At 66.6% G+C, this 18,457-nt stretch carries 19 protein-coding genes and 2 pseudogenes; 13 read left to right on the forward strand and 8 right to left on the reverse strand.

Annotation, left to right across the window (positions count from 1 at the left end; genetic code table 11):
• From L810_RS27170 to L810_RS27180, 3 genes are all read left to right on the forward strand, one after another.
• A partial coding sequence (locus L810_RS27170) for an aldehyde dehydrogenase family protein (protein WP_042976385.1) occupies positions 1 to 1,009 on the forward strand: 1,009 nt, incomplete at its 5' end.
• 14 nt (positions 1,010 to 1,023) lie between these two features.
• Positions 1,024 to 2,151: an NAD(P)-dependent alcohol dehydrogenase gene (locus tag L810_RS27175; protein ID WP_021161523.1), complete on the forward strand. Its 1,128-nt coding sequence runs from the start codon at positions 1,024 to 1,026 to the stop codon at positions 2,149 to 2,151.
• 175 nt (positions 2,152 to 2,326) lie between these two features.
• Positions 2,327 to 3,496: a helix-turn-helix domain-containing protein gene (locus L810_RS27180; RefSeq protein WP_021161524.1), complete on the forward strand. Its 1,170-nt coding sequence runs from the start codon at positions 2,327 to 2,329 to the stop codon at positions 3,494 to 3,496.
• Positions 3,497 to 3,753: 257 nt separating this feature from the next.
• Here the strand turns inward: L810_RS27180 and iaaH are convergent, their stop codons facing one another.
• The 5 genes from iaaH to L810_RS27205 form a co-directional block, all read right to left on the reverse strand.
• Positions 3,754 to 5,211, reverse strand: a complete 1,458-nt coding sequence (gene iaaH / locus L810_RS27185; protein WP_021161526.1) for an indoleacetamide hydrolase — start codon at positions 5,209 to 5,211, stop codon at positions 3,754 to 3,756.
• A 102-nt stretch (positions 5,212 to 5,313) separates the two neighbouring features.
• Complete coding sequence (locus tag L810_RS27190; protein WP_021161527.1) at positions 5,314 to 6,027, reverse strand: helix-turn-helix transcriptional regulator; 714 nt, start codon at positions 6,025 to 6,027, stop codon at positions 5,314 to 5,316.
• On the reverse strand, positions 6,024 to 6,458 hold the full coding sequence (locus L810_RS27195; RefSeq protein ID WP_155632194.1) for a hypothetical protein: 435 nt from the start codon (positions 6,456 to 6,458) through the stop codon (positions 6,024 to 6,026). The genes L810_RS27190 and L810_RS27195 overlap by 4 nt, the downstream gene beginning before the upstream one ends.
• A 138-nt stretch (positions 6,459 to 6,596) precedes the next feature.
• A complete protein-coding gene (locus L810_RS27200) occupies positions 6,597 to 8,756 on the reverse strand; it encodes an alpha-galactosidase D (RefSeq protein WP_021161530.1) in 2,160 nt (719 codons plus the stop codon).
• 339 nt (positions 8,757 to 9,095) lie between these two features.
• A complete protein-coding gene (locus L810_RS27205; RefSeq protein ID WP_042976388.1) occupies positions 9,096 to 9,998 on the reverse strand; it encodes a LysR family transcriptional regulator in 903 nt (300 codons plus the stop codon).
• Positions 9,999 to 10,156: 158 nt separating this feature from the next.
• Between L810_RS27205 and L810_RS27210 the strand changes: the two genes are divergently transcribed.
• Positions 10,157 to 10,933 carry an SDR family NAD(P)-dependent oxidoreductase gene (locus L810_RS27210; RefSeq protein WP_021161532.1) on the forward strand — a complete coding sequence of 259 codons (777 nt, stop codon included), beginning with the start codon at positions 10,157 to 10,159 and terminating at the stop codon, positions 10,931 to 10,933.
• A 28-nt stretch (positions 10,934 to 10,961) separates the two neighbouring features.
• Here L810_RS27210 and L810_RS27215 read toward each other — a convergent pair whose 3' ends face one another.
• Positions 10,962 to 12,158 (reverse strand): sugar transporter, encoded by a 1,197-nt coding sequence (locus tag L810_RS27215; protein ID WP_021161533.1) that lies wholly within the window; start codon positions 12,156 to 12,158, stop codon positions 10,962 to 10,964.
• Positions 12,159 to 12,372: 214 nt separating this feature from the next.
• Between L810_RS27215 and L810_RS27220 the strand changes: the two genes are divergently transcribed.
• Positions 12,373 to 13,047 carry an HAD family hydrolase gene (locus L810_RS27220; RefSeq protein WP_021161534.1) on the forward strand — a complete coding sequence of 225 codons (675 nt, stop codon included), beginning with the start codon at positions 12,373 to 12,375 and terminating at the stop codon, positions 13,045 to 13,047.
• A 33-nt stretch (positions 13,048 to 13,080) separates the two neighbouring features.
• Here the strand turns inward: L810_RS27220 and L810_RS47550 are convergent, their stop codons facing one another.
• Complete coding sequence (locus L810_RS47550; protein ID WP_021161535.1) at positions 13,081 to 13,266, reverse strand: hypothetical protein; 186 nt, start codon at positions 13,264 to 13,266, stop codon at positions 13,081 to 13,083.
• Between the two features lie 368 nt (positions 13,267 to 13,634).
• Between L810_RS47550 and L810_RS49250 the strand changes: the two genes are divergently transcribed.
• From L810_RS49250 to L810_RS47555, 3 genes are read left to right on the forward strand one after another with little or no spacing between them, the layout of a single operon-like run.
• Positions 13,635 to 14,177: a DUF6402 family protein gene (locus L810_RS49250; RefSeq protein ID WP_257008992.1), complete on the forward strand. Its 543-nt coding sequence runs from the start codon at positions 13,635 to 13,637 to the stop codon at positions 14,175 to 14,177.
• On the forward strand, positions 14,147 to 14,917 hold the full coding sequence (locus tag L810_RS49255) for a DUF6402 family protein (protein ID WP_257008993.1): 771 nt from the start codon (positions 14,147 to 14,149) through the stop codon (positions 14,915 to 14,917). Before L810_RS49250 ends, L810_RS49255 begins: the two co-directional genes overlap by 31 nt.
• 2 nt (positions 14,918 to 14,919) lie before the next feature.
• Complete coding sequence (locus tag L810_RS47555) at positions 14,920 to 15,324, forward strand: hypothetical protein (RefSeq protein WP_060156544.1); 405 nt, start codon at positions 14,920 to 14,922, stop codon at positions 15,322 to 15,324.
• A 178-nt stretch (positions 15,325 to 15,502) separates the two neighbouring features.
• Here the strand turns inward: L810_RS47555 and L810_RS27235 are convergent, their stop codons facing one another.
• Positions 15,503 to 15,745, reverse strand: coding sequence for a DUF6566 family protein (locus tag L810_RS27235; protein WP_021161537.1), 243 nt, complete (start codon positions 15,743 to 15,745; stop codon positions 15,503 to 15,505).
• Positions 15,746 to 15,945: 200 nt separating this feature from the next.
• Between L810_RS27235 and L810_RS27240 the strand changes: the two genes are divergently transcribed.
• The 5 genes and pseudogenes from L810_RS27240 to L810_RS27255 form a co-directional block, all read left to right on the forward strand.
• The gene (locus L810_RS27240) at positions 15,946 to 16,641 is read left to right on the forward strand and encodes an MgtC/SapB family protein (RefSeq protein ID WP_021161538.1); all 696 of its coding nucleotides are present in this window, start codon (positions 15,946 to 15,948) and stop codon (positions 16,639 to 16,641) included.
• The gene (locus L810_RS27245; protein ID WP_021161539.1) at positions 16,638 to 16,976 is read left to right on the forward strand and encodes a hypothetical protein; all 339 of its coding nucleotides are present in this window, start codon (positions 16,638 to 16,640) and stop codon (positions 16,974 to 16,976) included. Before L810_RS27240 ends, L810_RS27245 begins: the two co-directional genes overlap by 4 nt.
• 37 nt (positions 16,977 to 17,013) lie before the next feature.
• Positions 17,014 to 17,208: pseudogene (locus L810_RS49790) on the forward strand (endonuclease/exonuclease/phosphatase family protein); the annotation flags it as partial.
• Between the two features lie 28 nt (positions 17,209 to 17,236).
• Complete coding sequence (locus tag L810_RS27250) at positions 17,237 to 17,725, forward strand: phage protein NinX family protein (RefSeq protein ID WP_021161540.1); 489 nt, start codon at positions 17,237 to 17,239, stop codon at positions 17,723 to 17,725.
• A gap of 154 nt (positions 17,726 to 17,879) precedes the next feature.
• Positions 17,880 to 18,457: pseudogene (locus L810_RS27255) on the forward strand (DUF3416 domain-containing protein); the annotation flags it as partial.

Here is an 18,457-nt window from a genome sequence, read left to right on the forward strand (position 1 = left end):
CTCGCCGTTCAACTTCCCGCTGTACCTCGCGATGCGCGCGGTCGCGCCCGCGCTCGCGCTCGGCAACGCGGTCGTGCTGAAGCCCGATCCGCGTACCGCCGTGTGCGGCGGCGTCGCGATCGCCCGCGTGTTCGAGCTCGCCGGCCTGCCGGAAGGCGTGCTGCACGTGCTGCCCGGCGACGGCGCGGCCGGCGCCGCACTGGTTGCCGATCCGCACATCGCGATGATCCAGTTCACCGGTTCGACCGCGGCGGGGCGCAAGGTCGGCGAAGCCGCCGGCCGCCACCTGAAGAAGGTCTCGCTCGAACTCGGCGGCAAGAATTCGCTGATCGTGCTCGACGACGCCGACCTCGAGCGCGCCGTCGCCAATACCGCGTGGGGGGCGTATCTGCATCAAGGCCAGATCTGCATGGCGACCGGCCGCGTGCTCGTGCAGCGCAGCATTCACGACCGCTTCGTCGCGAAGCTCGTCGAGAAGGCGCGAAGCCTGCGCGTCGGCGATCCCGCGAGCGCGGACGTCGGCCTCGGGCCGCTGATCAATGCCGCACAGCTCGACCATGCGGCGAGCCTGGTGGACGCGGCCCGTCGCGCGGGCGCGCGTGTCGAGACGGGCGGCGGCCATCGCGACCTGTTCTTCGAGCCGACCGTGCTGAGCGGCGTCGCGCCGGGCAACCCGGCGTTCGACGAGGAGATTTTCGGGCCGGTCGCGGTCGTCGTGCCGTTCGATACGGACGAGGACGCCATCGCGCTCGCGAACCGCACCGAATACGGGCTGTCGACGGCGATCCTGTCCGCCGACATCGGCCGGGCACTCCGGATCGGCGAGCGCCTGAACACCGGGCTGCTCCACATCAACGACCAGACGGTCAACGACGAAGTGATCAACCCGTTCGGCGGCGTCGGCGCATCGGGCAACGGCTCGAGCATCGGCGGCGCGGCAAACTGGGAGGAGTTCACGCAGTGGCAGTGGCTGACGATCAAGGGTGACGCGCCGCTGTATCCGATTTGACAAGGAGACCGAACATGTACACCGAAAACGATACCCGCGTCGTCACCGCGGCCGTCGCGCGCGCGGCCGGCGCACCCTTCTCGATCGAATCCGCCCGCCTGCGCGCGCCGCGCGGCGACGAGGTGCGGGTGCGCGTCGTCGCGACGGGCCTGTGCCACACCGACCTGATCGTGCGCGACCAGTACTACCCGGTACCGCTGCCGGCCGTGCTCGGTCACGAGGGCGCCGGCGTGGTCGAGGCAGTCGGCCCGAACGTGAAGACGCTCGCCGTGGGCGATCACGTGGTGCTCACCTATGGCGCGTGCGGCCACTGCCCGTCCTGTGTCGGCGGTCACGGCGCATATTGCCGGCAGTTCTTCGGGCTGAATTTCGGCGGCGCCGACGCCGACGGACAGACCGCGATCCGCGACGAACACGGGCAACCGCTGCACGATCATTTCTTCGCGCAGTCGTCGTTCGCCAGCTATGCGCTCGCGCGCGAGAACAACGCGATCAAGGTGCCGCCGGAAGCGCCGCTCGAGCTGCTCGGGCCGCTCGGCTGCGGGATCCAGACCGGCGCCGGCGCGGTGATCAATTCACTCGCGGTGCACCCGGGCAGCAGTTTCGCAAGCTTCGGCGCGGGCGCGGTCGGCATGAGCGCCGTGATGGCCGCGCGCGTCGCCGGCGCGACGACCATCATCGCCGTCGACATCGTGCCGTCGCGGCTCGCGCTGGCGCTGGAGCTCGGCGCGACGCACACGATCAACAGCAAGGAAGTCGATGTCGTCGACGCGATTCGCCAGATCACCGGCGGCGGCGTCGACTACGCGCTCGAATCGACCGGGCTGCCCGCCGTGCTGTCGCAGGGAATCGAAGCGCTCGGCTCGCGCGGCACGATGGGCGTGGTCGGCGCGCCGAAGCTCGGGACGAAGGCGGAATTCGACGTCAACAACCTGCTGCTCGGCGGCCGTTCGATCCGCGGCATCGTCGAAGGCGACAGCGTGCCGCAGACGTTCATTCCTCAGCTCGTCCAGCTGCATCTTCAGGGGCGGTTTCCGTTCGACCGGCTGGTGAAGTTCTACCCGCTCGAACAGATCAACCAGGCCGCGGAGGACAGCAGCCGCGGCATCACGCTCAAGCCGATCCTGCGTTTGCCGCATTGAGCGGCGACACGCCCCCGGTCGCGGGGTAAATCTCGACCGGGGGCCGCATGGGCCTCGTGCGGCGGCGTAGCCGCCGCGAAAATACCGCGCCGCGGGCGCCGGGCTATATTACGCATTCGCGCGACACGCGGGCCGGCACGTCCGGCCCGAACCTTCGACCCAACTGGAGCGCAGCGTGAATGCAGCCCCCGAATCCCCTGCACGGCCGGTCGACCTCGACCGGCTCCGCGCCCGCTTCGCGGCGGGCGAACCGCTGCCGGAAACGGCGTTGCCGGCCGGCGTCGCGCGCTCGTGGCTGCGTTCGCGCGACGCCGGGCTCCGGCCGTGGCAAACCGCCCGCTACGAAATGCAACGCGAACTCGACGAATCGCGCGCGGACCGCCGGCTGACCCGCTGCGTCGCGCCGGAAATCGAGCAGCTGTGGGCCGCGTTCGGCGGCAGCGAGTGGACGATCTTCTGCGTCAATCCGCGCGGCACGATCGTCCACGCGCGGCGCAGCCCGCATTGCGACGACACGCTGCTGACGCCGATCGTCGCCGGGCGCCGGATCGTCGAGCCGAACATCGGCACGACCGCGCCGAGCTGCGTGATTCACGACGGCACCGAGGCGGTCGTCGCGGGCGCCCAGCACTATCTCGACGAATTCTCGCGCGTGTTCTGTCTCGCGGTGCCGCTGGTCGGTTTCGACGGGGAAGTGATCGGCGCGCTGGACATCACCGGCGTCGGCCGGCGCAATGTCGTGCAGTTGCGCGAACAGTTCCGGCATGCGGCGCTGTCCGCCGAGCAGCGGCTGTATGCGATGCTGCGCGACTGCCATCTGCTGCAGGTGCAGTACGATCCGCGCTGGCTCGGCACGCCGCTCGCGGGCGTCGTCGCGCTCGACGAGGCGGGCCGCGTGCGCGCGGCGAGCCGGCTCGCGCGGCAGATGCTCGAGCTCGCGCCGGCCGGGCCGGTCGAACCGCACGATCTCCGGCAACTCTTTCCCGGCGCGACGCCCGCGCAGCAGCGTCGTTTGCTGACACCGGCGCGTACGCCGCAGCGGATCGCGCGCGACGACGGCAGCCACATCTGGGTGCGGGCCGTGCGCGCACCGCTCGATCGGGCGGCGACGCGGCGGCAATCCGATGTGCTGGCAGACGCCGCCGACGCGTGCGGCACGGCGCCGGCCGCCAGCCCGCAGGCCAGCCTGCACGAGCAGTCGCTCGACGCGATCCGCCGGGCGGTCGACGAGCACGACGGCAATGTGTCGGCCGCTGCGCGGCAACTGGGCATCTCGCGCACCACGCTGTACGCGAAGCTCAGGCAGCTCGATGCAGCGGGAATCACGAACGCCGGCGCGCATTGATACTGCGTGCGGCGATGGCGCCCGCGCTCCCGCCCGCCTCTCGTGCTGCCGCAACGTGAGCCACACGATCCCGACCGCGCCGACCCCGCCGCCCAAGATGCCGATCCACGGCCGTTCGGCGTCACGGGAAACCGCCGGTCGTGCATGCCGGCCAGCTTCGCGGCGAGCGCCGCCGGCTTCGACGATTCAGCCGCCGCCACGTCCACGGCGCGGCGCAGCGCGGCAACATGGCAACATGGCGACGTGGCGGCGCGGCGTCAGCCCGGATAACCGCCCAACCTGCCCCCAACCCCGAACCCGTCGTCCGGCGCCGGCAGTCGCCCGAGCACCCGCTCGACCTCCAGCGCGACCGCGATGAGTTCGCGATCGGTGCCGGCCGCGCCGTCGAGTGCGAGGCCGACCGGCAGCCCGTCCGCCGTCAGGCCGGCCGGGACGGTCATGCCCGGCACGCCGGCATTGCTACCCGGCTCGGTATTGCGGATGTAGGTCGAGAACACCGAAGCGGTTTCGCCGTTGAGCATCATCGTGTCGCCCGCCGGGATCGGGCACGCGGTGGCGATCGTCGTCGGAAAGACCAGCGCGTCGGCACCGCTGTCGGCGAGGCACTGCCGATACGCGGCACGCGAACGCGTCCGCCGGTCGAGCGCGGTGAGGTAGGCCGCTTCGCCGATCCCGTCGGGGCCGGTGACATGGCGGGCGATCTTCGCGACGTCCGGGCTCCCCACGTTCGCGACGATGTCGTCGACCGTCAGGTCGTAGCCGTTCTCGACCAGGTACGCGTGCATCGACGAACGGAATTCGTACATCGCGATGACGGCCGGCTCGTCGTCGAAGAACCCCGGATAGTCGTTCAGGTCGAGGTCGACACATTCGAATCCCGCCTGCTCCAGCTTCGCCACCGCGGCATTCGCGACCGCGTCGACGTCCGGCGCGAGGCCGCGCCAGAACGTCGTGCGCGGAATCGCGAGACGCACGGGGCGCGTCACGCTGCGCACAGGGGGCGACAGCGGCGCGGCGGCGCCGGCGAGAATCGCGTCGAGCAGCGCGATGTCCTCGACCGACCGCGCGATCGGGCCGACGGTGTCGCGCGTGCGCGAAATCGGCGCCACGCCGCCCGACGGGTAGCGCCCCACGGTCGGCCGCAGGCCGACGGCACCGCACAACGCGGCCGGAATCCGCACCGAGCCGCCGGTGTCCGTGCCGAGCGCGGCGGGCACCACGCCCGCGCCGACCAGCGCGCCCGAGCCGCTGCTGCTGCCGCCCGGAATCCGGTTGAAATCGTACGGGTTGCGTACCGCGCCGGTGACGCGGTTGTTGCCCGACACGCCGAATGCCAGCTCGTGCAGGTTGGCCTTGCCCGCGATCAGCGCCCCGTGCGCGAGCAGCCGCGCCACCACCGGCGCGTGCTGCGGCGGCACGCGGTTATGCAGCGCGAGCGTGCCGTTGCCGGTCGGCAGGCAGGCGGTGTCGATGTTGTCCTTGATCGCGATCGGCAGTCCCAGCAGCGCGTGCGGGGTGGCCGACGTCGCGAGGTCGCGGTCGCAGCGGGCCGCTTCGGCGAGCAGCCGCGCATCGTCGACGCACGTGAAACCGTTCAGGTAGCGCCAGCGTGCGTGCCGCTCGATCAGCGCGTATGCGTACTCGACACAGGAAAACTCCCGGCGCAGGATCGCGTTCCGGGCTTCGGTGAGCGTCAGGGTTCCCAGGGTGGGCATCGTCGTCGTTCCTCGTCACGGGGGATCGCCACAAGGTAGGGCGTGCCGATTTTGACGCCCATCATCACAATGGATGACCCCGGCCGACGGCCGCGCCGCCGGTCACGCCAGCGCGGCGGCCAGGCTCGCGCGGTTGGCGACGCCCTTCTTCGCCATCACGCGCCGCAGATGCGTGCGGACCGTCGCCAGTCCGATGCCGAGCGTGCGCGCGACGTCCTTGTCGGTGTAGCCGGCGGCGACGAGCCGCGCGACGTCGCTCTCGCGTTCGGTCAGCCCGGTACACGCATGACGCCGCCTCAGCAGCGCACGTCGGAAAAACGGCTCGATGCCGTCCAGCAGCAGCTTGTCGCGCTCCGTGAAGTCGGGCCGGCCCTGCGCACGCCAGATGCGCAGGTCGCCGACGTGCGTCGCGCCATCGAACGCATAGACGTTGATCCCGTGATGCATGCCCTCGCGGCTCAGGAAGTCGCCGTAGAACGCGGTGCGTTCCAGCTCGCGGCGACTCATCACCTCGTCGACGCAGGTCGCCACGCGGCGCGCGCACAGTTGCGACGTAACCGGGTCGATATGCTGGAACCACGCTTCGTACCGCGCGATCTGCGACGGGTCGAGGTTGTACGAGAATCCGTTGCGCCAGAGCCCGGTTTGCGCGTCGCACTCGAACGACGCGGCGAAATCCGCGCGCATCAGCCGGGTGATCTCGGGCAGCACGACCCTCCTCACGTCGACGACCGGCCCCAGCTCTTCCAGGCGGGCGACGATGTCGCCGAACAGCCGGAGTTCTTCCGGCGTGATCTCGGAGACGGAAAGGTTCATGATGCGGCCGCGACCGTCGCCTGCCATTGCGCGGCCACGCCGGTGTAATCGTCGACCTTGAAAGCCGAGCCATCCTGAACATGGACCCAGCCGAACGTGCGAGCGGCCAGCGGCTTGTCGTGGTCGTCCGTCGCGATCTTGACGATCGCATGCGCGCGGACATGCACGAGACCGTCCGGATAGTCGGACGACGGGTTTGCCAGCGTCACCGTCACGAACGGGCCGAGATCCTGCAACAGTTGCGCAGCCGGCGGATTGTCGGCCATCAGCAACGAGCCGCCCTTCACGCGGTCGTCCACGCGGATGGCCGTGCCGCCCGGCCGCCGGTGCGCGGCAGTCGGCAGCGACATCCACAGCACGTGCGCCGGGTTGAGATAGACCACATCGGGTTCGCCCATCGCGTCGCGGGTTTCAATCCGGGGTATCGGCATGCAGGGTCTCCAGTCGAATGTCGGGCACCGCGTGCGGGTGCGGCGGCACCATGATGATGCCGCAATATGTCGGCTTGCAACGTGCCCGTCGATGCATGGCGCGACCGCCCTCGACCGGGAAGCCGCGCCACGCGCCCGTCATTGCTTGGCCGGCGCGCCGATGCCGTCGATATCGGGTGCCCAGCCCGTCGGATTGGCAAACTTCAGCGTGTTGGCGCTGCCCTGCCGGAACGCGCCCGTTACCGTCAGCGTCGACACGTTCCCCCATCCGCCTGTCGACGGGAACGACACGGACACGGGGGCCGCGCCGTCGAAGCTGAGCTGCGCGCTGCGCGGCGCCGAATCGCCGTTCACGTAGGCGATCGCGACGCTATAGGTGCCGTCCGCCGCCACCGAGATGCCGTTGATCGTCAGCGTGCCGTTGCTGGTCCCGTCACCGTTGCCGACATAGCCGACGTCCTGCCCGCCCGAGCACGCGCCGCATGACGACACGCGTGCCGCACCGCCGAGCGTGTTGCCGGCTGCCTCGGCCTCGTAGGCCAGCGGCGGTGGCGGCGGAACCTTCACCGGGCCGGCCACCACGGCGATCGACGTGACGTCGGGGGCCGCCGTCGTGCCACCGAGGCTCGACAACGTCAACGTGTTCTGCCCGGACTGCAGGTCGACGAAGACCGTCACCGTGCCGACGGCCTTGCCCGTAGGCGGAAACGCGAGTGTCGTGCCGTTGCCGCCGTTCGCACCGAGCTGTGCCTCGACGGTTTCCGTCCCGGTGTTCAGGTACGCAATCTGCACATAACCGCCCGCCGTTTGCGAGCTCACGTCATTGAACGTCACCGCACCCAGCCCCGTCACCTTTCTGCCGCTTGCACACGCCGCGCAGTCCGCAATGGTCGCGCCGCCCGACAGGGTGCCCGGCAGGTAGGTGGTCGACGGCAGATCCGTGCCGCTCAGCACGAGCATCACTGTGCCGCCGGCCGGCACACTCGCGACCGTATAGGAACCGGTGGCCGCACCGAGATCCTTGTGCGCCCAGACGTCGCGGACGACGGCCGAGGTGCCGGCGGCGAAACCCAGTTGCTGCCACGTGACCGTCATGTCGCTTGCCGCCGTACCGTTGTTGAACAGCAGAACCGCGCGTTTGCCTGCGCCGGCCAGCAGCTTCGCCCACACCTGCTGCCCGTTGGCGTCGGCGACCTTCAAGCCCTGCAGGCCCAGCATGTCCTGGTCGATCGCGATCAGCTCGGGATTGGTGAGGAGGCTCACCGTCTCGCTCGACAGCGACTTCGACAGGTCGTTGCCAAGTATCATCGGCGCGCCGGCGATGGCCCACAGGTTCACGTGCGCAAGATCGTTCGCCGCCGTCATGCCCATGCCGGCCACCATCATGTCCGGATCGTTGTAATAACCGGTGTGCTGGCCTTCGGGGTGATAGTTGCCGTTGAAGTTGCCGAGCACCGAGCCGAACTTCGGCACGCCGCTCCCCGGCCCGTAGATGTCGCCCGTCGTGCGCCATGACGTCGCGATGCCCGCGCCCCAGTCCCACGGCCCGAGGTTGTAGTCGGGATAGCCGCTTTGGCCGAGCGTGCCCCAGTCGCACATGTTCAGCACCAGCCGCTTGCCGGTGGCGACATAGGCTTTCTGGATCGCCTGCGAGATCGCCGTATAGGCTTGCTGCGGATCGTATCCGGCCGCACGGCCGCCGCACCAGTCGACCTTGACGAAGTCATAGCCCCATTGCGCGAACTGCAGGAAATCGTGATCGTAGTGCGCATAATCGCTGCCGACGAAATGCGTGCCGTTCGTGTTGCCGCAGCCCTGCGGCCCGGAATCGATATAGATGCCGGCCTTTAATCCCTTGCCGTGAATGTAGTCGGCCATCGCCTTCATCCCGCCCGGCCACTGGTTGGTGGGATTGCCGTTCATGTCGACGTTGAGGATGAAATCACCGTTCGCGTCGCGCTTTCTCGACGTCCACCAGCCTTCGTCGATATTCACGTACTGGTACTTGTTGCCCGTCGCGAGGTTCGCATTCAGCGCAGCCAGCCCGTCCGCCTGCGCCTTGATCGTATCGAAGCTGACGTTTTCTTCGAGGCTGTTCCATGACGACCAGCCCATCGGCGGCGGATTCACCGCGATCTGCTGCAGTGCAGTCGGCGACGTGTCCGTCGTGGTCGTGCTGCCGCCCGTCGTCGAGGTCGCTCCCGTTCCCGTCGCCGACGTGCTCGTTCCCGGCGACGAACCGACATCGTCGCCTCCGCATGCGGACAGGCCGATCGCTGCCGCCGCAAGGCATATCATCAATATTCCTAAATGATTTGTGCGCTGCATCTTCGTCTCCCGATTGTTGTGAACGACGCACGTCGATCAGCCTTGTGCGCGTACGCAGATTAATGACGTTCGTTTCCCCGTTTCAATCTTTGCGGCACGCGGCCACATATTGGGAGATGGCGGTTTTCCGGTCGCCCGTCGCCTTGTCGCCAATGGTTTGAGCAAATGACCGCAAAAACCCAATCTTTGGAAACTCGATCGACTGGACGGAAACAATTCGGATCGTTGTTGCCGGTTTGACGCGAAACCGGACAGGCGTGTTGCCCCCGCCATGAGCGGGCGGGCTGCCGGACCATGCGGACGCATCGCCTACGCGCGCGACGTTGCGTGCGCGAGCTTCGCCACCAGTTCGTCGTACACCACCCGGATACGCCGCGGCATCGGGCCGCGCCGCGGCCGATACACGTGCAGTTTCCACGGCTCGGGTTCGATGCTCGGCAACAGGCGCACCAGGCGCCCCTTCTGGACGTGCGGCCTGACCAGGTACTCCGAGCACTGACCGAACCCGATCCCCGCGCACACGGCCTCGATCTCCACTTCGGTGTCGTCCGTCAGATAGGCCGGCGATGACGGAACGAATTGCTGCTCGCCGCGAAACACCCATGGCCACGGCCGTCCGTTCGCGCGGTCGATCAGGCAGGTCACCGGCATCGCCGCGAGTTCCTTGCGGCTTTTCGGCTCGCCCATCCGCATGATCAGCGACGGTGCCCCCACGACCCACATCGGCAACGGCCCGACCATGCGTGCGACGAAGCGGTTGTCGCCGATTGCGCCGACACGCACGCCGATGTCGATCTGCTCGTCGACCACCGGCGACGGCGCATCCGACAGCCGCAGGTCGGGCACGAGGTCCGGATACCGCTGCATCAGGTCGATCAGGATCGGCTGGACGTAACGACGCCCCATGCCTGACGGCGCCGTGACCCTGACGATACCGGCGGGTTCGTCGGCCTGCCCGGCCGCCGGCCCGAACAGCCCGTCGACGGTAGACAGCGCCGCCTTCGCGTCGCGCGCGAACGACTGCCCGAACGCGGTGATCCGGATGCTGCGGGTCGTCCGGTGAAACAGCGTTTCGCCGAGCATCTCCTCCAGTTCGCGCACCGCGCGCGTCACGACCTGCGGCGACACGCCGAGACGCGCCGCCGCCTCGCGGAACGTGGGTGCCGCGGCCGCCACTGCAAAAATCTTGAGGAGATCGAGTCGATTGAGCATGGCGAACCCTTCTGACGTTCCCTGAGCGACGCGTTTAATTCCGAAATCAGGAATTCTGAATGCGAGATTGTTCCATTTTATTGCGGCAACCGAGCGACCACAATGAGCACCAGACGTCGCATTGACGTGGATGATCAACCCCTCAGGAGCAACACATCATGAACGCAAGCACGCAAACCGCCCCACTCGCAAACCGCGTCGCCGTGGTGACGGGCGCCAGTTCCGGCATCGGCCGTGCGTCGGCGATCGAACTCGCGCGACGCGGCGCGAAAGTCGTCGTCAGCGCCCGGCGCAAGGCCGAACTCGATCGACTGGTCGACGAGATCGTGACGGCCGGCGGCGACGCCCGCGCATTTGCCGCCGACGTCGCGAACGAAGACGATCTGCGCAAGCTCTTCGATTTCACGGTAGCGACCTACGATCGCCTCGACATCGCGTTCAACAACGCCGGCACGGAAGGCGTATTCGCGCCGCTGCTCGAGCAGAATGCCGAGCGTTTCGACAAGGTGTTCGAGCCGAACGTGCGCGGCGTCTTCAACTCGATGAAGTACGCGGCCGAGATCATGCTGCGCCAGGGGTCGGGCAGCATCATCAACAATGCGTCGATGGGCGGGCTGATCGGATTCGAGAATGCGTCGGTCTATATCGCGAGCAAGCACGCGGTGATCGGGATGACGAAGACGGCGTCGATCGAGTGGTTCAAGCACGGCGTGCGCGTCAATGCGCTGTGCCCGGGGCTGATCGAAACGCCGTTCCATCACCGCGGCATCTGGCCGTCGGACGACGCGCAACAGGCATTTGCCGCATCGACGCCGGCAGGACGGTGGGGCTCGGCCGAGGAGATGGCGACGATCGTCGCGTTCCTCGCATCGGACGATTCCAGCTATGTGTCGGGGCATGCGCTCGTGGCCGACGGGGGCTATTCGGTGGCGTGAGATGCCACGCGCGATCCGTGGCGCGGCTTCACGGCGCCGCGCCTGCCTCCTCCCGCTTCGCGTGAAGCCGCAACGCGAGCCACGCGATCCCGACCGCGAACGCACCGACCACGCCGCCGAAGGTGCCGATCCACGGCAGCCCGAAATCGCCGGCGATATGGTTGCCGAGAAGCGCGCCCGCGCCGATCCCGACGTTGTACAGCCCGGAGAAGATCGATACCGCAAGATCGGTCCCCTCCGGTGCCAGTTTCAGCACCCACGCCTGCATCGCCAGGCCGAAACAGACGATCGCGCCGCCCCATACCAGCGTATGCACGGACAGCGTCACGATGTTCAGCGCGCACGGGAACAGGATCAGCAGGCATCCCGACAGCGCGACGATCGAAGCCAGCAGAAAGTCGTCCGGCCGGTGCGGGAACATGCGGTTGAAGCAGATTGCGGCCGGCATCCCGGCGACACCGAACAGGATCAGCACGTAGGTAATCCGGCTGCTGCTCGCGTGATTGACGCTTTGAACGAACGGCTCGATGTACGTGTACGACGTGAAATGCGCGGACACGACCAGCACCGTAATCGCGTACAACGCGACCAGTGCCGGTTTGCGCAGGAACACGCCGACGCTGCTGAGCGACCCCGCGCCCTGGCTCGGCAACGCAGGCAACGTCGCGCGCAGCAGCAGCAACGCGATACCCGCCGCGCCCGCGACGATCAGGAACGTGACACGCCAGCCGAATGTCTCACCGATCACGCGTCCGAGCGGAATGCCGGCGACCATCGCGATCGACGTGCCCATTGCGAGCATGCCGAGCGCGCGGCTTTTCCGGTCGGGCGGCGCGATCCGCACGGCCAGCGGAACGGAAATCGACCAGAACACCGCGTGCGCGCAGGCGATGCCGAGCCGGCCGATCATCAGCACCGTAAAATTCCACGCAACGCCGGTGACGACGTGGCTGCCGATGAACACCAGCAACGCGCAGGACAGCAGCTTGCGCCGCTCGACGTGACGCGTGAGCAGCGTCAGCGGCAACGACACGACGGCGACGGTCCATGCGTAAATCGTCAGCATCAGCCCGACGTCGGTGGGCTGCATGTGAAGGCTGTCGCCGATCGAGCCGAGCAGCGCAACCGGTACGAATTCGGTGGTATTGAAGATGAAGGCGGTCAGGGCCAGGGCCAGTACGCCCCACCATGAGTGCTCGGAACTGAAGGCGTCCGGTGTTGCCATACCTGGGGATCGACGAGGGTTGGGGCGCGTGCGGCGCGGAAATCGCGGCCTGGCGTATCGCCGCGATTGTACCAGCGGCGCCTGACACGGCGCGGCGCGGGGCGGCCGCGGGACATGGTCATGACACGGCCTTGCGCCGATAATGTGCGGCACGCTTTCGCGCCCCGTTCGCTCGCCCCTTGTTCGCTCGCCTCCGGCGAGCCAGGAGATTCACATGCGCATTGAAACGTCATTTCTGTTCGATCTCGACGGCACGCTCGTCGACAGTGTCTATCAGCACGTGCTCGCGTGGAAGGAGGCGCTCGATGCCGAAGGCATCGAACTGTCGGTGTGGCGCATCCACCGCAAGATCGGCATGAGCGGCGGCCTGTTCCTGAATCAGCTGCTGCGGGAGACGTCGGGCAACCTCGACGCCGAACGCGTCGAGCGCCTTGCCCGCCTGCATGCGGCCGCGTACCAGCGGCTGCGCGCGCAGGTCCGGCCGCTGCCCGGCGCGCGCGAATTGCTGGCCGCGCTGTCGGCCGCGGGCATCCGCTGGGCGATCGCGACCAGCGGACGAATGGAAACGGCCGCCATCAATCTCGAGGCGCTCGGCGTCGATCCGGCGAAGCACGTCGTGGTCACGCGCGACCAGGTCAAGTACGCGAAGCCCGACCCCGACCTGTTCCTGACGGCCGCCGCGCAGCTGAACGTGCCGATCGAGCACACCGTCGTGGTCGGCGACAGCATCTGGGACATGCTCGCCGCAAGCCGCTGCCGTTCGCTCGGCGTCGGACTGCTGTCGGGCGGTTACGGCAGCGACGAGCTGGAACGCGCGGGCGCGCTGCGCGTGTACGACGATCCGGCCGATCTGCTGTGGCATCTCGACGAGATCGCCGCGCGGCCGTAGGCGTCGGCCGGCCTGTCGGCGCTGACAACGGGGCTACACGACGGGCGGCGCAGCAATTGCGCACAATTGTCCGGCATTCACGTCGGGCTTCGCGGTAGGCACAAAGAGCGTGATGCGTACAACGTCAGGATCAACGCTCACTGCGAGCGACGCCAGCGCGTTTTTGCCAACAAATAATGGCCACACGCGAATATCCGTGAAACCGTGAATTTCACGCATGCGAGAAACATAATTAGCGATTCGCGAGTAGACGCGATTAATTAATTCGCCGATCTATTACAAGATCACTTCCCCTGACATCGGTGGCCGCGATTCCGCATCCCGGTAGACTAGACGAGTTTCGATGAACGAATACGCGTTGCCGACACGCTGACAGGAGCCGCCTGCATCTATCAGCAAGTCAAAGCGGAAACGCTGAGGCAGCAGGAATGCGCTGCCGTTCGTCTCCTGCGAGGGCTGTCCGTTTCTTTACGCCGGTCTGGTACGCAGGATGATGTGACAGTTGTTTTCATTTTTTGCCGCTCGATTTTTTTGGGTATGGATTAATTCTTTCCCCGTCCATTTCAAAGATCACTATCAGAAGCCCTATGCCGGACGTAAAGAAAGTGCCGCATTATGAAATCAAGACATCATCGATCCCATTCTCATTGCCGAAGTGGAAGGAATACGCTGGCGTCAACGGGTGTGTTCCCTTGAATACACCGCACGGGGTTTGCATGGACAAGCTTGCTCCGGGTGAACCCAAGCCCCTCAAGCCTCCCGAGTCCAAACCAGCAAAACCCGAGGCGCTGAAAGCGCCTGATCCAGCAACGATGCCTCCACCCACGCAAGCATCGCCTCGCAAGTCGTCCGAGCCAGCCGACGCCGAAGATTGCGAGCATCCCCCTCCCTTCGACCTGCTGGATGTTCCTGAGGCGATGAAACGAATGAAGTGGCCTGTTGCGGCCAGGCTCGCCAGACGATGGTTCAGTGGCCCCGAGCACGTTTGGGACAACAGCTTCAAAACGGACCAGCCGTTTGACAATGCCACCGTCACCCTTGACTGGGCCCTCAAGTTTGGGAAAGTCAAAAGCGGTATGACGAGCTTATCTCGAAAAATATCTACAATGAAAATGCCAGAGCAAGGTTGAGAGATATGCTGCGGCATGTGGTGAAAGAAAAATTCGCATCTTCGGTAGCTTTCGATTTTCAGACGGTCGGTGACAAAGGTAATCTCGTCGAATTTTGCAGAAAATGGCAATTTCAGCTCGTTAACGTGTCCAGCTTCGACACCACAGGAGGTCTCCCGTATGCACCGACAGATTTGACGGCTGCTCTGGCGAACTTCAATATCTATGCCGCCATTGGGCGTGCGGAGTTTTCCGGAGACAGATATTACAAATACGATAATCATGAAAAAACCAAATCCTACTGCATCGACTTGACCGCATCCATAACACATATCTATGCGTACATAAAAGACAGCTATTCCTTCAATGACGAGAAGTCGCCATCGAGTAGCCAGTACCTGGGACACTGGAATAAGAATGGCATGGTTATTACGAACGGAGGAAGAATCAGGGAGCTTCTGTATCGAGGCGGCGTCAATTCGAATCTTGGCAACTCCATCGAGGTTGAGTCGAAGATCAAATGGAAGTATCTGATCGATGATTTCCTGGATAAACCGATCGACACGCGAAAAGGTCTAGTCAAGAAATTCAGGTCGTGTGATGTGTACTATCCTGTTTTCAACAAAACCTACAACGACTGGCGAATCAAGCATAATCGCGGAGAGGATTTTGTGATATATTCAGAATTACGATATCTTAAATTGACAAATCCCATTAAATTAAGCCTGGGTGAAATATGCAGGTCACCAGAAAAAATTTAATCGTGATCGCGCTCGTTTTGGCGCTGGCGATTCCGTCTCTTACATTGCGGAAATCATACGAGGGTTGCGAAAGCTATACTCGGGCTCTTAACGGAGGAACGAAAGAGTTCGGTGGCGAGAAATACAGAATCGAGCTATGTGGTGCACGTCGCTCGTTTGGCGACGGCGACGAAATTCGACTCCAAGTGATAGGGCCGGCAGGGGATGTGCTGGCGGAGCGGTATTTCGCGGTGCGCACGATTAACGATGCGGCCCCTCGGGAACTAGAGTACGGCGACGACAATATTTTCTACTACGACCAATCGAAGTCGTCTCCGTTGCGCTTCGTCGCCATGCCGCCTTCCAGGATGGACGGGTGGACGGCGCGAATACCTTTGCTGCAACGACTGATCGCGTCATTTTCATGACGAGCAGCATGCGATCGTCAGGACTCGCGTCGATCCAGCAGCGCTGCAAGGACGACCGCACGTCTCGATCGGGGTCGTAGCGGTAAACATAAAGGGCGCGCGCGGATCGCTCACCGGTTCCTTCCACGCGGGCCGCGCATGCAACGATGAACACCCGTCACCGCAACCGCCAAGCCGGTCAGTCGTCGTCCACCCGCTTGTCGATCAGGTACCGACCCCGTTCGACGCCCGCGCGCAGCGCCTCGACCTCGGTCAGCCACTCGGGGCCGGCCGGCTCCGGCACGATCAGCTCGACGCGCGCGCCGCCGACATATATCTGAACCTCGTCGCGCCACGCGCCGCGTTCGTCGCGCCGGGCCCAGACGAGGATTTCATGGCCGCGATACGGGTCGCGAACCTGTGCGTCCTGTTGATGTTGCATGGTGGCCTCCTGTCCTTATCTGCGATTCCGATGCAAAAAATGCGCGCCGCATGACCGCCGCGCGCGCCGCGAACCTTGTGCGCACGCGCCGTGCCCGGCCGGCACGCGGCTTGCGTCCCGTTGCGTATGGACCGTATGGACCGTATCGACAGTCTTGACCGCTCCGGGCCGCCTCGCGCGGGCCGCAAGGATTTCCCATCATGATCGGCCACCTCGAACTTCTCGGACGCCTGCTGCTGGCCGCGCTGCTCGGCAGCGTGATAGGGCTCGAACGCGAACGCCTGAATTGGGCCGCCGGGCTGCGCACGCACATGCTCGTGTGCATGGGCTCCGCGCTCGTGATGCTGGTGTCGACGTTCGGCTTCGAAGACGTGCGCGGGCAAAACGGCGTCGTGCTCGACCCGTCGCGGGTCGCCGCGCAGGTGGTGTCGGGCATCGGTTTTCTCGGCGCGGGCTCGATCCTGCTGCGCGGCGAAGTCGTGCGCGGGCTGACGACCGCCGCGAGCCTGTGGGCCGTGGCCGGTGTCGGCCTTGCCACGGGCGGCGGCATGTACATGGCGTCGATCGGCGCGACGGCGATCGTGCTCGCGATCCTCGCGGGCGTGAAACCGCTCGAGCGCCGCTTCATCGCGCAGCGCCAGCAACGCACGCTGCGGCTCGTGGCCGAACGCGGCGGCCTGACGCTCGGCACGCTGCACGAAGCGCTCGGCCCCGGCCGGGTGCGCGTGAAGCGGTTCATCGTCCAGCAGTCGGACGACGATCCCGGCACCGACGACATTTCGGTTTCGTTCTCGCGCACCAGCGGACCGGAATTTGCCGCCATCTGCGAAACGCTGCAAAGCATCGCCTGCGTACGGACCTGTCAACCCGATTCCGCGTCAAGGAGCTTCGCGTGACCCGCACCGACCTGCTCTCCCATCTCGTGTCGTGCCAGCTCGCCGCGCGCATGCGGTCCGGCGCGTGGCTCCCGACCCGCCAGCTCGTGGGCGCGCAGCGCGCGTGGCTCGCGAGCCATCGCGCCGAATGCGGATGGCTCGAGCGGATCAAGATCGCGGACGCATCGACGACGATCGCGCAAGGCATCTACGACATCGCGGTCGCGCACGGCGATCCGGCCAGCGGCGAACGCGTGCGGCTCGACGCGGATTCGCCGGAACTGCAGGCGCTACGCGCACGCTGCGACGCGCTGCTGCAGCATATCGACGGCGACCGGGACGTCGACGCGCGATGATCGTTCGGGATCACGCGACACGCGCCGACGCGACGGCCGACGGCCGACAGCGCCCCGCACGTTCCCGACCCTGTGCCCGATGTTCTCGCTGCCCCGGATCCGGATCCATCCGGGCGAGCTGCTGATCGACGTGGCCACGCATCGCAGCGTGCGCGGCATGCATCCGGCCACCCTCCACTGATCGCCCCGCATACGCGCGACGCCCGCGACGGGCACGTCGCTTGCGCGGTGAGCCGGTTTCGACCGGACGGAGCTCACCCATGCGAACCGACGCCCTCGACGGACAGGCACTCGACTACTGGTGCGCCCGCGCGCTGTGCGCGGACGACGAAGACACGCTGCGCTTCACCGCCGTGACGCCGACCGTCGTCGTGACGGCCGCCTGCGACGCGTTCCGGCACCTGGATGCCCCGTTCACGCCATCGACATCGTGGGCCGACGCCGGCGCGGTGCTCGACCGCGTCGACGATCTGAGGATCACCCGCCACGGCGACGACGTCGAATGCGACGCCACCTTCGCCGACGGCCCGTCGACCTGCGGCGCGCACGCCCGCGATGCACGCGTGGCGCTGCTGCGCGCGTTCGTGCGTGCGCGCTTCGGCGACGAGATCGACCCGCCGCCGCCGTTCGCGCACCGGATCGAACACGGCGCCGTGGTGCGCTACGACCCCGGCGTGCCGCTGCCCGACGCGGACGACGATCGCGGCACCGGCGACAGCACGGATATCCGCTCGATACCGCGCATGTAAGTGCATGCATGTACCCGGCGTTCATGTAAAAACGACAGTCCCGGCACCGGCCGGCTTCCTGCACACGCCTTGCCCGGCGGGAAACCGCCGGGCGGGCACGCGCGTTGCGGCACACCGGCGTGATCGACTGCCGCCATCCGCTCCGCGCCACGCCATGGACTCCACGCCGACCTTCGCCCCGCACCTCTATTTCTGCGACGCCCGCCTCGTCGGGCCGCTCGACGCATGGCCGCAGACATTCGCGCACATCGCGGGCATGGGCTTCGATCACGTGCTGGTCGGCGGCTTCTGGGCCGCGAGCGTCGCCGGCTTTCCGCGTCACGTGGCCGATTCCCGGCGTCCGGCCCAATCGTTCGCGACACGTGCGAGCGCACTCGAAACCTTCTCGCGGCTCGCCCAGCTCGCCCAGGGCCACGGGCTGCGCCTGCTGCTCGAAGTCGTGCCCGACCGCATCGCGCGCGACAACCCGCTGCGCGCCGAACATCCGGACTGGTACGTCGAGCGCACGCACGACGACGCGCTGATCGATCCGCGCGGCACCGCGCACGCGCTGGACCTCGCCCACGCGAACCTCGGGAGCGACGCGGTGCGCGACGCGCTGGCAGCCTGGTGGTGCGCGCACCTCTGCGCATTCGCCGATGCGGGGGCCGCCGGTTTCCTGGTCGACGCGCCGCATCATCTGCCCGCCGACTGGTGGCCCGGCTGGCGCGCGGCGCTGCGCCGGGCACGCCC

The sequence above is a fragment of the Burkholderia sp. AU4i genome (genome assembly GCF_000466765.1).
GTDB classification, from domain to species: Bacteria; Pseudomonadota; Gammaproteobacteria; order Burkholderiales; family Burkholderiaceae; genus Burkholderia; species Burkholderia cepacia.